This window comes from Burkholderia ambifaria AMMD (genome assembly GCF_000203915.1).
GTDB classification, from domain to species: domain Bacteria; phylum Pseudomonadota; class Gammaproteobacteria; order Burkholderiales; family Burkholderiaceae; genus Burkholderia; species Burkholderia ambifaria.
Genome location: NC_008391.1, coordinates 538,597 through 555,401 on the forward strand (window position 1 = coordinate 538,597; position 16,805 = coordinate 555,401).

The following is a 16,805-nucleotide window of genomic DNA, read 5'->3' on the forward strand; positions in this document are numbered from 1 at the left end:
CATCGTGCCGGTCAGCGGTGCGAATCATCCGTCCAGTTTCCGGCCAGCGCCTGGAACAGCGCCGCCGTATCGGCAAGCCGGTCGGCTTGCGCGCGGGTCCGCTCGAGCGCGGTCTGCAATACCTGTCGCTGCGCGTCGAGCAGATCGATCAGGCTGATTCCGCCCGCCGCGTAGCGGTCGCCGGCAATCGCATGGCTGGCCGCCGCCTGTTGTGCGGCGTCGTCTCTCGCCTGCAATTCGGCCGCATCGTGTTCGACCGCGCGCATCGCGTCGGCCACCTGCTGAAGCGCCAGCAGCACGGTTTCCCGATAGCTCGCGAACGCGGCGTCGTATGCCGCTTCGGCCGCGCGTTTCCGCGCGCGCAATTCGCCGCCGTGGAAGAGCGGCTGCGTGAGGCCGAGCCCCACGTTCCACACATTGAGCCCGCTGACGATATCCGCGATGCGCGTGCGCTCCGATCCGATCCCCGCCGAAATCGAAAAACGCGGATACAGGTTCGCCGTGGCCACGCCGACGTTCGCGCTCGCCTGATGCAGCACGGCCTCCGCCGCGCGGATGTCGGGCCGTTCGCGCGCGAGCGTCGACGGCAGCGCGACCGGCAGCGTGCGCGGCAGCGCGAGTGCATCGAGCGCGAGGTCGGGCAACGCTTCGCCCGACGGCGGCGCGCCCAGCAGGATCGCGAGCCGGTGGCCGGCCTGCGCGTGGCGCGCGGCGAGCGGCGGCAGGGAGGCCTGCGTTTGCGCGAGCAGCGCGCGCTGGGCATGCACGTCGGCCCGCGACACGCCCCCCGCCGCGAAGCGCGCTTCGACGATGCGCAACTGCCGCGCCTGCGCGTCGACGAGCTGCCGCGTGAGCGCGACTTGCTGCGCGAGCGACGCGCGCAGAATCGCGGTCGCGACGACGTTGCCCGCGAGCGTCAGGCGCGCGGCGTCGAGCGTATACGCCTGATAGTCGACCTGGGCACGCAGCGCTTCGAGCGCGCGCCGGTTGCCGCCGAACACGTCGAGTGCGTACGACACGCTCACCGACGCGTCATACAGCGTGAACGGCCCGGGATTCGGCATGTTGGTGGGCAGCCCGAACGCGGCGACGTCGACCTTCTCGCGCGTGGCGGACAGGTTCGCGTCGACGCGCGGCAGTATCGTCGCGCCGGCTTCGGCCGCATGGTTCTGCCGCGCTTCGTCGAGCCGCGCGCGGGCCTCGGCGAGCGTCGGGCTGTTGCGCCATGCGGTGTCGACGAGGCGGTCGAGCGGTTCGGAGCCGAATTCCGTCCACCAGCGTTGCAGCGTGTGCGCGGACGACGCGAACGTCTGCGCGTCGCCGGCCGGACCGCCGGCGGCGGCCGTGGTTGCGGGCGCCGCATCGCGCGTGTACTGCTGGGTGACCGGCGGCTCCGGCGCGCGGAAATCCGGCCCGACCGCACATCCGGCGAGCAGTGCAACGGCGGCCAGCGCGCCGCCGCCGGCAGCGCGGGCAGCGTGGGCAACATGAAATGTGCGACGCGAAGCCGGTTTCATCGCGCGGCCCCTAATCGAGCGTGCGCCGGTAGAAGCGCAGCGCGACGCTCATCACGACGAGGGTGAACAGCGCGACGGGCCACACGGACGGCCACAGGTCGGCCCAGGCGTTGCCTTTCAGCAGGATGCCGCGCACGAGGCGGTTGAAGTAGGTGAGCGGCAGCAGGTTGCCGATGAACTGCGCCCACTTCGGCATCCCGGCGAACGGGAACATGAAGCCCGACAGCAGGATGTTCGGCAGGAAGTAGAACACCGCGAGCTGCATCGCCTGCAACTGGTTCTGCGCGAGCGACGACAGCGTGATGCCGACCGTCAGGTTCGCGGCGATGAAGAGCAGCGCGGCGAGGTAGATCGCGAACACGCCGCCGACGAACGGCACCTCGAACACGAACCGCGCGGCGACGAGAATGATCGACACCTGGATCAGCCCGATGAACACGTACGGGACGATCTTGCCCGTCATCACCTCGAGCGGCCGCACGGGTGTCGCGAGCAGGTTTTCCATCGTGCCGCGCTCGCGTTCGCGGGTGATCGCGAGGCCGGTCATCATCACCATCGTCATCGTCAGGATCACGCCCATCAGGCCCGGCACGACGTTGTACTGCGTGATGCCCTCGGGGTTGTACAGGCGGTGCAGCACGACGTCGAACGCGGCCGGGCGGCCGTTCAGGCGTGCGAGCGGGCCCGTCAGGTCCTTGTCCGCGACGGGCTGCACGAGACCCGTCAGCGCGCCGATCGCCGACGCGGTCGCGACGGGATCGGTCGCGTCCGCCTCGACGAGCAGCGACGGATGCTCGCCGCGCAGCAGCCGCTTCGAGAAATCGGCCGGCACGCTGAGCACGAACTGCACGTCGCCGCGCGCGAGCGCCTGCCGGCCGGCCGCTTCGTCGGGCAGCGTCGCGACGATGTCGAAGTACGCGGAGTTGCGCATCGCGGCGATGAAGCTGCGTGCGAAGGGGCTCGAATCGGCGACGATCACCGCGGTCGGCAGGTGCTTCGGATCGGTGTTGATCGCGAAGCCGAACAGCGCGAGCTGGATGATCGGCACGCCGACGATCATCGCGAACGTGACGCGATCGCGGCGCAGCTGCAGGAATTCCTTCAGCACGATGCTCCACCAGCGCGCGACCGAGAACGATTCGCGCAGGCCCGCCCACGCGTTCATGACGACGCTCCGCCGGGCGGCGCGGAGGCACGGCCCATCATGTAGATGAAGACATCTTCGAGCCCGGTGTCGATCGGCGCGATCTGTAGCGATGCGCGACCGTCCGTGCGCGCGCCGGCCTCGGCCGCCACCTGCGCGAGCGTCGCGTCGAGCCGCGCGCGATCGCGGCCGCTCACGTGCAGCGCGGAGCCGAACACGACGGTTTGATCGACGCCCGGCATCGTGCGCAGTTGCGCGGACAGTTCGGTCAGGTGCCCGCCCGTGATCGTGCGGGTCGACAGGTGCTGCGACGCGACGATCTCCGCCGACGTGCCCTGTGCGAGCAGTTCGCCGGCCGCGATATACGCGAGCTTGTGGCAGCGCTCGGCCTCGTCCATGTAGTGCGTGCTGACGAGCACCGAGATCCCTTGCGCGGCCAGCCGGTGCAGCTCTTCCCAGAAGTCGCGGCGCGCGGCCGGGTCGACGCCGGCGGTCGGTTCGTCGAGCAGCAGCAGCTCCGGCTCGTGCAGCATGCACGCGGCGAGCGCGAGGCGCTGCTTCCAGCCGCCGGACAGCGCGCCCGTGAGCTGATCCGCACGGCTCGCGAGACCGAGCCCGTCGAGCGCGCGCGCGACGGTTGCGTGGCGATCGGGCATCCCGTACACGCGCGCGACGAAATCGAGGTTCTCGCGGATCGACAGGTCTTCCCAGTACGAGAAGCGCTGCGTCATGTAGCCGACACGCCGCTTGATCTGCGCGCTGTCGCGCACGATGTCGTAGCCGAGGCAGGTGCCGCTGCCCGAGTCGGGCGTGAGCAGGCCGCACATCATCCGGATCGACGTGGTCTTGCCGCTGCCGTTCGGTCCGAGAAAGCCGAAGATTTCGCCGCGCGCGACGCGCAGCGATACGTCCTTCACGACGTGCTTGTCGCCGAACCGCTTGTTCAGGCGGTTGACGTCGATCGCGTACGGAGCGGCCGGCGCGTTCAACGCACCCTCACGGCGACGGGCTGGCCCGGATGCAGCTTCGGCGCGTCGGCGGGCGCCGGGCGCGCCTCGACCATGAACACGAGCTTGCTCCGGCTCTCGTTGCTGTAGATCACCGGCGGCGTGTACTCGGCCGCGCGCGACACGTAGGTGATGCGCGCGGACACGTCGGCCGCGCAGCCGTCGCAGTGGATCGCGATCGTGCGCCCCGGGGCGAGCGACGCGATGGCCGCCTCCGGCACGAAGAAGCGCACCTTCAGGTTCTGCGGCGGCAGCATCTGCACGACCGGATTGCCGGCCTGCACCCATTCGCCGACGCGGTACAGCGTGTCGTACACGCGCCCGTCGGCGGGCGCGGCGATGCGCTTCTGGTCGAGCTTCCATTGCGCTTCGGCCACGGCGGCCTGCGCGGCGTCGACCTGCGCGGCCTGGGCGGTGACCTGCTGCGCGCGGCCCGGCAAACGCGCGACATCGACCTGGTTCTGCAGCTCGCGCATCTGCGCGGCGGTGGTCTGCGCGGACGTGCGCGTGTCGTCGAGCTGCTGCTTCGACAGCCCGCCGGCCGCGTACTGGCGTTCGTCGCGCGCGAGTTGCGCGGCGGCCCGCGCCGCTTGTGCGGTCGCCTGCGCGAGCTGGGCACGCGTGACCGCGACTTCCGGCGGACGCTTGCCGGTCTGCAGGTCGGCAAGCTGCGCGCGCGCGGCCGCGAGCTGATGCTGCGCCTGCTGCAGCGCGGCCGTTTCGCTGACGGCTTCGAGCGCGAATACCGGCGTGCCGGCTGCGACGGCCTGACCGCGTTCGACCGACAGTTGGGTCAGCGTGCCCGCTTGCGACGACGACAGGTACACGAATTCGCCTTCGACATAGCCCTGGTAGGTCGTGCCGGTGTCTGCGGGCCGCCCGCAACCGCCGAGCAGCGCGGCGGCGGCCAGCGCGAGCGGCAGCGCGCGGGTCGTGTTCACGACGGCCTCCGTGGCGCGCGCGAGTGCGCATCCGGTGCGGTGACGGGCGGCTGCATGCCGGAGCCGAGCAGCGCGCGGACGTGGCGATGCAGCACGTCGCGATCGATCGGCGGCAGGCCGCGCGCGCTTTGCCACAGCTTCGCGGTCGCGAGCGGCAGCATGACGAGCGCGATGATCGAATGGAACAGGAAGGCGGGTTCGAGTGACGGGTTCAGCGTGCCGGCCTGCTGCGCGGCGCGGATGCGTTCGGCAAAACGCCCGACATGCTCGAGCGGAATGCGGCGGACCATCCGCTCGCGCAGCAGCCCGCCTTCGTGGACGATCTCGCGCAGCCAGATCGACGGCAGCCACGGCATGCGATGCGTGACGTCGAAGAACCGGTCGACGAGCTCGGCGACGAGCGCGAACGGATCGTTTTCGATCTGCGGCGCGGTCGGCCGCCACACGAACGCGATGACCTGCGCGAGCCGCTCCTCGACGATCGCGTCGAGCAGTTGCTCGCGATTCGTGAAGTAGTAGTGGACCATCGCCGACGTGACGCCGGCGGCCGCGGCGATCTGCGCGACCGTCGTCGCGGCGATGCCGTGCTCGGCGAACAGCTGGATCGCCACGTCGAGCATGTGATCGCGCAGGTCGAAGTCTTCCACCGACGGGCGGCGCCCGCGCGGCCTGGCGACGGTGGATTTCGCGTTCATGCAGACGACGCTAATTGATGAGTTAGTTAATTTCAAGGAAGGGTTTTCGCGCGCGTTGATCGAGATCAGGCAGGAGCCGAATGGCGGGGCGCATGAGCGGGGGGCGGCGCGACGCAGGGGCGTGCGCGGGTGGCGGCGTGTAGGGAGCGGCTAATGAGGAAGCGGCGGGGAACCCAGTCGTGAAGCAGGCGCGCGCCCGCCACCGCACGCGCCTGAAAGGTCGTCACTGATCCACCCGCGACTTCAGCGATGGGCGGCGGCCGGCAGCGCGATGTCCCGCGCGAGTGACGCGCACGGAACCGCGCGGCGGAGCAGGGAGCCGGAATGCGTGATCGTCGTCCCCTTACTCGGGCATCTTGCGGAACGCGATCGCGAAGCGGTTCCACGTGTTGATCGTCGCGATCAGCATCGACAGGTCGAACAGTTCCGTGTCGCTGAAGTGCGGCTTCACGGCTTCCCAGACGGAATCGGGCACGTGGTTGTCGGCCACCAGCGTCAGCGCTTCGGTCCATTCGAGCGCCGCGCGTTCGCGCTCGGTGAAGAACGGCGTTTCGCGCCAGGCGACCACCGTCGCCAGGCGTCGGTCGGTCTCGCCGCCCTTGCGCGCGTCGGTGGTGTGCATGTCGACGCAGAACGCGCAGCCGTTGATCTGCGACGCGCGCAGCCGGACGAGTTCGGCGAGCGGCTTCTCGATCGAACTCTTCGCGATGAATTCCTCGGCATTGCGCATCACCTTGATCGCGTTCGGGCTGGCGGTATAGAAGTTCAGGCGCGGTTGCATGGCAGGTCCTTTTTCGGTGGGTGCGCACGGCGGCGCGACAGGACCCACTTTAAGCGTGCCACTGGCCTGCTTGAATGGCCAATTCTGTAGAAATTCAGGTAACCAGTGAGGGCCCGCCGAAATCGCCCGAACGAAGCAGCACAGCCAGTTTCGCGAGCGCGGTATCGATGCGCAGCGCGTCGATTCCGCCATAGCCGAACAGCAACCCCGCGCGCGCGGCCGAGCCGACGTGGAACGGCGAGATCCCGTACAGGCCGATGTCGTGCTCGCGGGCCGCGCGGACCAGCGCGGCTTCGTCGAGCCCGGGTTTCAGGAGCGCGGCGAGGTGGATGCCCGCGGTCGGCACGATCGTGTCGAACCACGGCGCGAGGCCGCCGCGCAGGTGCGCGAGCAGCATCTTGCGGCGCGCGTCGTAGTGCTTCTGCACGCGCCGCAGGTGCCGCGCGAAATCGCCTTCGAGCATGAAGCGGGCGAGCGCTGCCTGCGTCAGCGTGCAGGTATGCCAGTCGACGATCTGCTTCGCCTTCGCGAGCGCGCCGCGCAGTGCGCGCGGCGGAATCGCGTAGCCGATCCGCAGTTCGGGGAAGATCGTCTTCGAGAACGTGCCGACGTACGCGACGAGGCCCGTGCGGTCGAGGCTCTTCAGCGACTCCACCGGCCGGCCTTCGAAGCGGAACTCGCCGTCGTAGTCGTCCTCGATGATCACCGCGCGGCGGCGCTGCGCCCATTCGAGCAGCGCGACACGACGGTCCAGCGTCATCGGCATCCCGAGCGGAAACTGGTGCGACGGCGTCACGTAGACGAGACGCGCGTCGTCGGGCAGTCGCTCGGTTACGAGGCCGTGCGCGTCGACCGGCACGCCGATCACCGTCGCGCCGAGTGAGGCGAACGCCGCGCGTGCGGGCGGATAGCCGGGATTCTCGACCGCGACGACGTCGCCCGGCCGCACAACCACGCGCGCGATCAGATCGAGCGCCTGTTGCGCGCCCTGCGTGACGAGCACGTCGTCCCAGCCGCAGGCCACCGCGCGGCTGAACCCGACGTAGCGCGCGATCGCGCCGCGCAATTGCGGGTCGCCCGCCGGGTCGTGGTACTGGCCGAGGCCGCGCGCCTGCTGGCGCAATGCGTGATGCAGGCAGCGGCGCCACGCGTCGAAGGGGAACAGCGTCTTGTCGGTCACGCCGCCGCGGAAGTCGAAGGCGGGCGACGCCTGCGGTGTCGGCATCGCCAGCGCGTCGGGCAGATCGTCCCACAGCGCACGGGCGTCGACCGCGTGGACGCGCGGCGTGTCCTCGACGAGCGAGGGTGTCGACGCGACCGGCGCATGCGGAACCCGCGCAAGGCCGCCGGCGACGAACGTGCCGTCGCCCGCGCGTGTGTTCAGGTAGCCCTCGGCGACGAGACGCTCGAACGCATCGAGCGTCGTCTTGCGCGACACGCCGAGCTGCTTCGCGAGATCGCGCGTCGACGGCAGCCGGGCGCCGCCCTCGAGCCGCCCGTCGACGATCGCGGTGCGTAGCTGCCGGAAGATTTGCCCGGTCAGGTCGTGACGGCCTTCGATGCGGATCGCGATGTCCATTGCAGTGGCTACCTGGAATGCAGGAATTTTGACGCCAATCAGCATACCGGAAGTGCATCATTGATTTCCGGCCGGCAACGACACGCGAACGGCTCGTGCGGCCGGGGAAGGCCATGCCCGTCGGCCCTGCATCCGCCGCCTCTGCGGGCACCTCGCCATTCAATTGGACCGCCGCCCGCCGCTGCCTTACGATCCACCACAATCCCCGACCGGAGTGCCCCCCATGCTGTCCGAAGACGAACTGGCGCTGCTCGATGCGATCCGCGCCACCGGCAGCCTGTCGCGCGCGGCCGCGCGGCTCGGCAAGGCGACGTCGACGGTGTCGCACACCGCGCGGCAGCTCGAAACGCGCTTCGACGCGCTGTTGTTCGACCGGCGCGGCTACCGGCTGCAGCTCACGCCGGCCGGCCAGCTGCTGACCGACGAGGCATCGCGCCTCGCGCTGGACGTCGCACGGCTCACGCAGCGCGTGCGGCAGGTCGCGAGCGGCTGGGAGGACCGGCTGACGATCGTCAGCGACGAGGTGCTGGAGTTCGATACGCTGCTGCCGGTCGTTCGCGCGTTCGATGCGCTCGATTCGGGCGTGTCGCTGCGTTTCACGCACGAAGTGCTCGGCGGCACCTGGGAAGCGCTGCGCGATGGCCGCGCGGACCTGGTCGTCGGCGCGACCAACGAGCCGCCGGCGATTCCGGGCTTCAAATGGTTCGAGCTCGGCGCGATGGAATGGGTGTTCGCGGTATCGCCGCGCCATCCGCTGGCGGCGGCGGGCGAGCGGCTCACCCGGGACGCGATCGGCGCGCATCGGGCGGTGGTCGTCGCGGATTCGTCGCGGCGGTCGGTCGGCCGTGTGTACGGGCTGCTCGGCGGCCAGCCGGTGCTCGCGGTGCCGTCGATGCGCGCGAAGATCCTCGCGCAGCGCGACGGGCTCGGCGTCGGCTGGGTGCCGCGCCGGCGCGTCGCGTCGCTGCTTGCGCGCGGCGAGCTCGTGGAGAAGGAAACGGCCGATCCGCGCGAACCGAACGTGCTGTATGTCGCATGGCGCAGCGACCGCGATGGCCGCGCGCTGCAATGGTGGCTCGAGCAACTGCGCGAACCGCGGCTCGCGCAGCGGCTGCTCGACGGAATCGACGTGTCGGGCTGAGCGCGCGAGGCGGGCACGCGACGGCGGCGCCTTCCGCGAACATGTTCGAAAATTTCGAACATGTTCGCCGCGCCCATCGCACGGCACGGCCGCGGGCCGAGCGCATCCTGTGTTGACGGTCAACTCACCGGTTCACAGGAGAACATCATGCAACGCTTCGAAGGAAAGACGGTTCTGGTCACGGGCGGCAACAGCGGCATCGGCCTGGCGGCCGCACGGGCATTCGCGGCCGAAGGCGCGCGCGTCGTCATCACCGGCCGCGACGAGCAGACGCTCGCCGCCGCACGCGAGACGCTCGGCGACGGCGCGCTCGCGATCCGCAACGAGGCCGGCAGCGTCGCGTCGGCGCGGGCGCTGGCCGACGCGCTCACGGCGTCCGGCGTGCGGCTCGACGCGGTGTTCATCAATGCGGGCGTCGCGAAACTCGCGCCGTTCGCGGATAGCGACGAGGCGATGTGGGACCTCGTGTTCAACACCAACGTGAAGGGCGCGTATTTCCAGATCCAGTCGCTCGTGCCGCTGCTGAACCGCGGCGCGTCGATCGTGATCAACGGGTCGATCAACGCGCACATCGGGATGCCGGGTTCGTCCGTGTATGCGGCGAGCAAGGCAGCCGTCAATTCGTTCGCGAAGACGCTGTCGACGGAATTGCTGCCGCACGGCGTGCGGGTGAACGTGGTGAGCCCCGGGCCGGTGCAGACGCCGCTGTACGGCAAGCTCGGCCTCGATGCGGCAGCGCTCGACGAGACGGCCGACAAGATCAGGGGCCTCGTCCCGATCGGCCGCTTCGGCACGCCGGACGAAATCGCGTCGACGGTGCTGCACCTGAGCGCGCCCGAGTCCGCCTTCATCGTCGGCGCGGAAATCATCGCGTCGGGCGGGATGGGCTTGCTCTGAGGGTGAAACCGGCAGGGCTGCAGCGCGTCGTCGGGCGGCGCAGCCCCGCCGTCAATGCGTATCGCTAGCGCGATGCGTGACCCGCATCGAGCTGCGTCACCGTCAGCCCCGAGAACGTGGCGCTGCCATGCTCGGCGAACACTGCGACGCGGTCCGCCTCGCGGGGCGGAAAGATCAGGTCCGTGAGCGCCACGCGACCGCCGTTCGCGAACACTTCGACCGAACCGCGATCGACGACGATTTCAAGCTGCAATCGCCCGTTCTCGAGCGGCAGATCGACGATGTGCTCGCGGCTGAAGTTTCCAGTGAAATCCGTCGCGCCGGAACGGGAGCGGTCGAGCGTCAGCGTGCGCTTCGCGGTGTCGTACACGATCCGGGTGCCGATCGCGCCGTCCGCCGATCCGCGGACGATCAACCCGGCGCGGGCCGCGCGCCGCGGCTCGATCGTCACCGTGATGCGCTGCACGACGCCGCGCGTGGCGGCCGACAACGCGCGCGTGGCGGATTCGACGCTCAGATCGCCTTCATGCACGGCGGGCCGCCCGTCGGCCCACGCATCGAACGCGGCGGCCGGCGTCACGAAGAGCGTGGGTTCGCCGCCGATCGTCTTCAGCGCGAACTCGCGCGGCAGCGTCATCGCGCCGCGCCAGGGTGCCGTGGGCGCTTTCGCCGCGTAGTCCCAGTTGCTCATCCACGCGATCGCGACCGGGCGTGCGCCCGGCGCACCCGAGAAGGTGCCGGCCGCATAGAAATCGGCGCCATGATCGACCCAGCGGAATTGCGCGGGGTCCGAGCCGGCCGGCGCGACGCGGTCGGGGACGAACGTGCGGCCGTCGAAATTGCCGACGAAATACATCGCACCCGAGCCGCCGGCGATCGACCACGGGTTGACGTTGACGATCATCACCCACTTGATGTGGCGCGGATCGTCGTCGACGGGCAGCGGCACGAGGTCGGGCATTTCCCACAGCGCGCCGGCATGCGGCACGTCCGGCAGCGTGAAGTCGCTCAGGAACGACCAGTGGATCAGGTCGTCGGAACGGTAAAGCTTGACGACGTGTGCATCGGCGACGACCGTCGTCATCACCCAGTAGCGCCCGGGCGCGTACCACGACACCTTCGGGTCGCGGAACTGCTTCGATTCCGGATCGAGCGTGAGTACCGGATTGCGCGCATAGGGCTGCCACGTCGCGCCGTGGTCGAGGCTGTATGCGAGCGACTGCGCCTGCGTGCCGGGCGCGTGACCGGAGCCGGCCTTGTAGACGCTCGTATAGAGCGCGACGAGCGGCGTCTCGCCCGGCGCGCCGAGGCCGGACGTATTGTGCGTGTCGGCGACGATCGAGCCGGAGAAGATTTCCTCCGTGGCATTCGCGTGCAGCGCGACCGGCTGCTCGCGCCAGTGGACGAGGTCGGTGCTGGTCGCGTGGCCCCACGACATGTTGCCCCAGTCGTGGCCGAGCGGGTTGTACTGGTAGAACAGGTGATAGCGGCCGTTCTCGTAGACGAGGCCGTTCGGATCGTTCATCCAGTTGCGTTGCGGCGTGTAATGGATGGCGGGTCGCCATTGCGGCGTCGCGCTCGCGGGCGGCGCGGCGCAGGTTGCGTGCATGCTGCCCGCACAGGCGAGCAGGCAGGCGAACCGGAAGGAAAAGCGGGAAAACGTCGATTTCATGCGGGGGCCCGTGCTCCGCTGTGCGAAGCGGGAAGGAAGGGCGCATGCCGCGTACGGCGGCGACATGCGCGATCTGCGAAACAAAAAAAGGGGCGGGCGCACACGCGGCACGCGCGATGCGCACCCGCCGAACTGGCGGCCAGGCGGCCGCGGCCGTTACGGCCGGGTGCCGGAGCCGCCGTCGTTGTGGCCGGCGCCCGTCGCGGGCAGGTTCGACGGAATTTCGCCGTACCCGCCGAGGCCGCCGCGGCCGTAGCTGCGGTCGACTGCCGTCGACGTGCCGTTGATGTTGACCTTCACGGTCGGCGCGAGCGTGCCGCCGCGACGCGGACCGATCGCATCGATGAACGACTCGACGAGCCCGCCCGGCATCACGTAGTGCGAATACGACTGGAACTCGCGCGGGTTCTGGTTCGGGTCCTGCGAGTACGGCGCACCGGCCGGCGCGGAGAAGTCGGTCGGGTTGCCGAGCACGAGCCCGCTGCCGCCGTTCAGCGGCAGGTAGTCGCTGCGGATGCCGTTGCCGACGAAGCCATAGACGCCGTCAGGTCCGTCGACGCCAGCGGCCATCGTCGTGCGGTGGCTGATCGTGAACAGGTAGTACTTGCCGTCCTTCAGGTAGATCTGCGGACGCTCGGTCTGGTCGTCGACGCAGTTCGCGGACAGGATCGGCGGCAGGAACTTCCATTCGGTGAGCTGCGGGTTCGTCGCGACCGCCAGGCCGACATTGGCCTTTTGATACACTGCGCCCGAGTTCATCACCGCGTTCAGGTCTTCCTTGTACGGATCGTTCGGCGCGTAGCCGAGGTCGGCCTCGGTGCAGGTCCGGGCGCCGCGCTGGCCGCCCGTATTGCCTTCGAACACCATGTAGGTCTTGCCCGGATGCGCGGGATCGGTGAACACGAACGGATCGCGGAACGAGAAGTAGGTGTTTTGCTGGCCCGTCTGGTAGTAGTTGCCGTCCGGCTGCAGCAGCGCCTTGTGATCGTCGAAGCCGGTGAACCACACGTGCTTGTCGTCGGCCTGGATATGGCCGTCCGCGCGCGTGATGATCGCCTGCGGCGGCGTGATGTCCGCGCCGCCGGGCGCCGAGCGGTTGAACGACGTCGCGGTGTAGTACAGGCTGACGTTGTCGCCGTGCGTGAGGCGCGCCGAGCCCGACCATTCGGCGTTGTTGGTCATCGGCGACGTGCCGAACACCTTGGCGCTCGCGCCGTCCGGGAACAGATGGCCGCCCCAGGTCCAGCCGCCGTTCGCCGGCCGCTGCGACGCGGGAATGCCGGCCCGGCGATAGAAGAAGCCGATGCGCGCATGGACGTGACGATCATCGAACGTGTAGCCGGCGTGCGGATCCGCGGTCAGCGAGAAGATCACTTCCCAGCCCTTGTAGCTGAGCTGGTTCGCGCGCAGGTCGGCCAGCGGCCAGGTGTCCCACACCCACACGTTGGAGTTGATCAGCGGGAAGTCCTGCGGAATGTCCGGCATCGACAGCGCTTGCGGCAGCGAATTCTTGTCGGCGCCGGCCGTATGCGACTGCGCGACGATCTGGCGGATGTCCGCACGGGTCCAGCGCATCGTGAAGTTGCCCTCGGGGTCGTAGGCCTGCTGCGTGTGCGGCGTCGGCGCGGGCGCCCCGGCGGTTTGCGCATGCGCGGCGGACGCGAAAGCGGCCAGTGCGGCGCCGGTGAACAGCAAACGTTTGGCCGCAGTCGCGCGGCAAAAAGGAAAATAAGTCATGTCGGCTTTGTTTCCGTTGACGGTGAAAGGGAACGGCTGAAGGTGGCATCGATGTCCAAACCGGTTCGGATGCTATTTCAAACCGGTTTGGACGTCAAAAGATAAATATTTGACGGTAATAACTACCAATCGGCAATAATTGCCGCGCAAGCGGGTTTTGCCGACTGGCATGCACAACGCGAGGAGCGACGTGAAGGTGAATCTGAAGGCGTTGTCGGACGCGCTCGGGCTGTCGCGCACGACGGTCAGTCGCGCGCTGAACGGCTATGACGACGTGAGCGAGGCGACCCGCGAGCGCGTGATGAAGGCCGCGCGGGAGCTCGGTTACGTCGCGGATCCGACCGCGCGCCGGCTGGCGACCGGGCGCTCCGACGCGATCGGCATCGTCTATCCGTTTGGCGCGGGCGATCTCGGCGATCCGCGTTTCGGCGAAGTCGTCGCGGGCATCACCGAGCGGCTGGCGGAGCGCAATCTCGACTTCATCATCGCGTCCGCGCGGCCGAACGCCGAGCTGGACACTTACCGACGGCTCGTGGACGGCAAACTCGTCGACGGGTTGATCGTCGCGCGCACGCTGGTCGACGATCCGCGCCTCGCGTATCTGAGGTCGAATGCGTTTCCGTACGTCGCGTATGGCCGCACGCAGGCCGTCGAGCCCTACGCGTGGTTCGATTTCGACAACGAAGCGGGCGCACGGGACGCGGTGCGACGCCTGATCGGCTTCGGCCATCGCCGCATCGCGATGATCAGTGCGCCGCTCTCGCTCAATTTCGCGATGCAGCGGCGTGCCGGCTATCTCGCGGCGCTGCGCGAGGCCGGCATCGAGCCTGATCCGGCGCTGCTCGTCGAGTGTGCGTTTACGCGCGACGGCGGGCAGCAGGGCGTGCAGACGTTGCTCGAGCGGGCCGAACCGCCGACGGCGCTGCTCGTCGACAACAATATCGCGGGCGGCGGTGCGTTCCGCGCGCTGGTCGACAGCGGCGTGCGCCTGGGGCGGGACATGTCGTTGATCGTCTATGACGGCGTGCCGCCGGATGTCGCCCATCCGTATCGGGTGACTGCGGTCTTGCAGCCGACCGGACAGGCGTCCGGACGTGCGCTGGCGGATCTGATGCTGGGATTGCTCGTGGACGGCGTGCGCGGCCAGCGGCTCGAGATGCCGGTGATCGAGGCTGGTGATACGGACGGGCCGCTGCGCGGCTAGTCGAAGCCGCGGCGACCGGGGCGCGATCGGCAACGAACGTTGCGCGGCGCGCTCCCGCCGCAAAAGCCATGTCACCGACAGGGCCGAACACGATGTTACTAGACGACCGGTCTAATCCGAGGCTATGATCCGGTCTCAAATGAATGCGACGCCATACCTGCCGCACTCAGCCGGACGCGAAAATGCCATATCGCACGGCGATGCTGGTCGTGCAGGAGATGCCGTCGTTTTTTTCGGGGCTCGTCTAGACGACTGGTCTAATAGCCTAGGGCAACATTTTCGGTAGATGGCCGGCACGTTGACGCGCGCCAGCTGACTAACCGGCAGGCGCGCCGTCGTCGCCGGCACGCGGCGTGCGTCACGCTGGCCGCGGCCCTGACGCGGCGCCGTTTCCCCATTTCGAAGGAGTGTCCGATCATGAAGATTCTGGTTGTCCTGACCTCGCACGACACGCTCGGCGACACCGGCAAGAAAACCGGCTTCTGGCTCGAGGAACTGGCCGCACCGTACTACGCGTTCAAGGATGCGGGCGTCGAGCTGACGCTCGCGTCGCCGAAGGGCGGCCAGCCGCCGCTCGACCCGAAAAGCAGCGATCCGACCGCGCAAACCGACGCGACGCGCCGTTTCGACGCGGATCCGGCGGCCAAGGCCGAGCTCGCCGCCACCCGCAAGCTGGCCGACGTGTCGGTCGACGATTACGACGCGGTGTTCTATCCGGGCGGGCATGGCCCGCTATGGGATCTCGCCGAGGATCTGCATTCGATCGGCCTGATCGAGCGCGCGCTGTCGGCCGGCAAGCCGGTCGCGGCCGTGTGCCATGCGCCGGGCGTGCTGCGCCACGTGAAGGACCCGAAAACCGGCGAGTCGGTCGTGCGCGGCAAGCGCGTGACGGGCTTTACCAACAGCGAGGAAGCGGCCGTCGAGCTGACGGAAGTGGTGCCGTTCCTCGTGGAGGACATGCTGACGACCAACGGCGCGCAGTTCGAGCGCAGCGCCGACTGGGCGCCGCATGTCGTCACCGACGGGCTGCTGATCACCGGGCAGAACCCCGCATCGTCGGAACCCGCTGCCGAGGCGCTGCTCGCGAAGCTCGGCCGCCAGTAAACCGGCCGGCGCCGGCATGACCGGCGCCACGCTGCTTCCGTCGTCGGGCGCGCCGCGCCCCGCGACGGACCCAATCGCACCGTCGTGCATACCGCACGGCGGGTCATCCAGTTGTTTCGCAGAACCAAGCAAAGGAGTGTCGATGTCTGCCCTGTTCGAACCGTTCAAACTCAAGGATGTCACGCTGCGCAACCGCATCGCGGTGCCGCCGATGTGCCAGTACGTCGCCGAAGACGGCGTCGTCAACGACTGGCATCACGTGCATCTGGCCAGCATCGCGCGCGGCGGCGCGGGCCTCGTGATCGCCGAGGCGACGGCCGTGTCGCCGGAAGGCCGCATCACGCCGGGATGCGCCGGACTGTGGACCGATGCGCAGGCCGAGGCGTTCGCGCCGTCGGTCGCGGCGATCAAGGCGGCCGGTGCGGTGCCGGGCATCCAGATCGCGCATGCGGGCCGCAAGGCGAGCGCGAACCGTCCGTGGGAAGGCGACGACCATATCGCCGAAGGCGATCCGCGCGGCTGGCAGACCATCGCACCGTCGGCCGTGCCGTTCGGCGCGCACCTGCCGAAGGTGCCGCGCGCGATGACGCATGACGACATCGCGCGTGTGCAGGCCGACTTCGTCGCGTCGGCGAAGCGCGCCCGCGACCTCGGCTTCGAATGGCTCGAACTGCACTTCGCGCACGGCTATCTCGGCCAGAGCTTCTTCTCGGTGCATGCGAACCAGCGTGACGACGAGTACGGCGGTTCCGCCGAAAACCGCGGCCGCTTCATCGTCGACACGCTGAAGGCCGTCCGCCAGGTCTGGCCGGAGCACCTGCCGCTGACCGCGCGTCTCGGCGTGATCGAATACGACGGCCGCGACGAAGAGACGCTCGCCGAATCGATCGCGCTCACGCAGCGGATGAAGCAGGAAGGGCTCGACATGCTGAGCGTGTCGGTCGGCTTCTCGACGCCCGACGCGCAGATTCCGTGGGGCCCGGCGTTCCTCGCACCGATCGCGGAACGCGTGCGCCGCGAGGCCGGCCTGCCGGTGTCGTCCGCATGGGGCATCGACACGCCGCAACTCGCCAATCGCGTCGTCGCCGAGCAGCAGCTCGACCTCGTGATGGTCGGCCGCGCGCATCTTGCCGATCCGCACTGGCCGTACTACGCGGCCAAGCAGCTCGGTGTCGAGCGTCCGTCGTGGACGCTGCCCGCGCCGTACGCGCACTGGCTCGAGCGCTACCGCGTCGCCGACAAGGTGGCCTGAGCACGCGTTGCGGCGTGGGGCGGCGCCGCGCTGGCGGCACGCATTTGACGATGCATGACATCGCGACCGCATGCCGTTGCGGTGCCGATGGATAGAATGGCGGTTCGTACAGGCTTCCGGCCTGCGCGAACCGC

At 69.2% G+C, this 16,805-nt stretch carries 14 protein-coding genes; 5 read left to right on the forward strand and 9 right to left on the reverse strand.

Translation table 11 applies throughout. From position 1 onward, the window contains the following. Positions 1-11: 11 nt before the first annotated feature. The 7 genes from BAMB_RS18560 to pdxR form a co-directional block, all read right to left on the reverse strand. A complete protein-coding gene (locus BAMB_RS18560; RefSeq protein ID WP_011658705.1) occupies positions 12-1,517 on the reverse strand; it encodes an efflux transporter outer membrane subunit in 1,506 nt (501 codons plus the stop codon). A gap of 10 nt (positions 1,518-1,527) precedes the next feature. Continuing rightward, entirely contained in the window at positions 1,528-2,682 is a 1,155-nt protein-coding gene (locus BAMB_RS18565) for an ABC transporter permease (RefSeq protein ID WP_011658706.1), read from the reverse strand. Further along, positions 2,679-3,650 (reverse strand): ABC transporter ATP-binding protein, encoded by a 972-nt coding sequence (locus BAMB_RS18570; protein WP_011658707.1) that lies wholly within the window; start codon positions 3,648-3,650, stop codon positions 2,679-2,681. Before BAMB_RS18570 ends, BAMB_RS18565 begins: the two co-directional genes overlap by 4 nt. Beyond that, entirely contained in the window at positions 3,647-4,609 is a 963-nt protein-coding gene (locus BAMB_RS18575; protein WP_011658708.1) for an HlyD family secretion protein, read from the reverse strand. The genes BAMB_RS18570 and BAMB_RS18575 overlap by 4 nt, the downstream gene beginning before the upstream one ends. Then, positions 4,606-5,304, reverse strand: coding sequence for a TetR/AcrR family transcriptional regulator (locus BAMB_RS18580; RefSeq protein ID WP_041491450.1), 699 nt, complete (start codon positions 5,302-5,304; stop codon positions 4,606-4,608). Before BAMB_RS18580 ends, BAMB_RS18575 begins: the two co-directional genes overlap by 4 nt. A 343-nt stretch (positions 5,305-5,647) precedes the next feature. Further along, on the reverse strand, positions 5,648-6,085 hold the full coding sequence (locus BAMB_RS18585) for a carboxymuconolactone decarboxylase family protein (RefSeq protein WP_011658710.1): 438 nt from the start codon (positions 6,083-6,085) through the stop codon (positions 5,648-5,650). A 94-nt stretch (positions 6,086-6,179) separates the two neighbouring features. Next, positions 6,180-7,664 (reverse strand): MocR-like pyridoxine biosynthesis transcription factor PdxR, encoded by a 1,485-nt coding sequence (pdxR, locus tag BAMB_RS18590; protein ID WP_011658711.1) that lies wholly within the window; start codon positions 7,662-7,664, stop codon positions 6,180-6,182. A 223-nt stretch (positions 7,665-7,887) separates the two neighbouring features. Between pdxR and BAMB_RS18595 the strand changes: the two genes are divergently transcribed. After that, the gene (locus BAMB_RS18595; RefSeq protein ID WP_011658712.1) at positions 7,888-8,805 is read left to right on the forward strand and encodes a LysR family transcriptional regulator; all 918 of its coding nucleotides are present in this window, start codon (positions 7,888-7,890) and stop codon (positions 8,803-8,805) included. Between the two features lie 147 nt (positions 8,806-8,952). Beyond that, entirely contained in the window at positions 8,953-9,702 is a 750-nt protein-coding gene (locus BAMB_RS18600; RefSeq protein ID WP_041491642.1) for an SDR family oxidoreductase, read from the forward strand. A gap of 64 nt (positions 9,703-9,766) precedes the next feature. On the opposite strand, the gene BAMB_RS18605 is transcribed toward BAMB_RS18600, so the two are convergent. Next, the gene (locus BAMB_RS18605; RefSeq protein WP_041491451.1) at positions 9,767-11,374 is read right to left on the reverse strand and encodes a glycoside hydrolase family 32 protein; all 1,608 of its coding nucleotides are present in this window, start codon (positions 11,372-11,374) and stop codon (positions 9,767-9,769) included. Between the two features lie 156 nt (positions 11,375-11,530). After that, on the reverse strand, positions 11,531-13,111 hold the full coding sequence (locus tag BAMB_RS18610; RefSeq protein WP_011658715.1) for a glycoside hydrolase family 68 protein: 1,581 nt from the start codon (positions 13,109-13,111) through the stop codon (positions 11,531-11,533). A 169-nt stretch (positions 13,112-13,280) separates the two neighbouring features. On the opposite strand from BAMB_RS18610, the gene BAMB_RS18615 reads away from it, so the two are divergent. The 3 genes from BAMB_RS18615 (at position 13,281) to BAMB_RS18625 (ending at position 16,671) form a co-directional block, all read left to right on the forward strand. Further along, a complete protein-coding gene (locus BAMB_RS18615) occupies positions 13,281-14,315 on the forward strand; it encodes a substrate-binding domain-containing protein (RefSeq protein WP_011658716.1) in 1,035 nt (344 codons plus the stop codon). A gap of 417 nt (positions 14,316-14,732) precedes the next feature. Continuing rightward, on the forward strand, positions 14,733-15,419 hold the full coding sequence (locus BAMB_RS18620; RefSeq protein WP_011658717.1) for a type 1 glutamine amidotransferase domain-containing protein: 687 nt from the start codon (positions 14,733-14,735) through the stop codon (positions 15,417-15,419). A 142-nt stretch (positions 15,420-15,561) separates the two neighbouring features. Then, the gene (locus tag BAMB_RS18625; RefSeq protein ID WP_006754894.1) at positions 15,562-16,671 is read left to right on the forward strand and encodes an NADH:flavin oxidoreductase/NADH oxidase; all 1,110 of its coding nucleotides are present in this window, start codon (positions 15,562-15,564) and stop codon (positions 16,669-16,671) included. Positions 16,672-16,805: the final 134 nt, after the last annotated feature.

What these genes read in the sequence shown, in the direction of transcription:
- BAMB_RS18585 (WP_011658710.1), bottom strand. Translation starts at nt 6,085, where the DNA reads ATGCAACCGCGCCTGAACTTCTATACCGCCAGCCCGAACGCGATCAAG.
- BAMB_RS18625 (WP_006754894.1), top strand. Translation starts at nt 15,562, where the DNA reads ATGTCTGCCCTGTTCGAACCGTTCAAACTCAAGGATGTCACGCTGCGC.
- BAMB_RS18580 (WP_041491450.1), bottom strand. Translation starts at nt 5,304, where the DNA reads ATGAACGCGAAATCCACCGTCGCCAGGCCGCGCGGGCGCCGCCCGTCG.
- pdxR (WP_011658711.1), bottom strand. Translation starts at nt 7,664, where the DNA reads ATGGACATCGCGATCCGCATCGAAGGCCGTCACGACCTGACCGGGCAA.
- BAMB_RS18595 (WP_011658712.1), top strand. Translation starts at nt 7,888, where the DNA reads ATGCTGTCCGAAGACGAACTGGCGCTGCTCGATGCGATCCGCGCCACC.
- BAMB_RS18560 (WP_011658705.1), bottom strand. Translation starts at nt 1,517, where the DNA reads ATGAAACCGGCTTCGCGTCGCACATTTCATGTTGCCCACGCTGCCCGC.
- BAMB_RS18600 (WP_041491642.1), top strand. Translation starts at nt 8,953, where the DNA reads ATGCAACGCTTCGAAGGAAAGACGGTTCTGGTCACGGGCGGCAACAGC.
- BAMB_RS18615 (WP_011658716.1), top strand. Translation starts at nt 13,281, where the DNA reads ATGCACAACGCGAGGAGCGACGTGAAGGTGAATCTGAAGGCGTTGTCG.
- BAMB_RS18620 (WP_011658717.1), top strand. Translation starts at nt 14,733, where the DNA reads ATGAAGATTCTGGTTGTCCTGACCTCGCACGACACGCTCGGCGACACC.
- BAMB_RS18605 (WP_041491451.1), bottom strand. Translation starts at nt 11,374, where the DNA reads ATGAAATCGACGTTTTCCCGCTTTTCCTTCCGGTTCGCCTGCCTGCTC.
- BAMB_RS18565 (WP_011658706.1), bottom strand. Translation starts at nt 2,682, where the DNA reads ATGAACGCGTGGGCGGGCCTGCGCGAATCGTTCTCGGTCGCGCGCTGG.
- BAMB_RS18610 (WP_011658715.1), bottom strand. Translation starts at nt 13,111, where the DNA reads ATGACTTATTTTCCTTTTTGCCGCGCGACTGCGGCCAAACGTTTGCTG.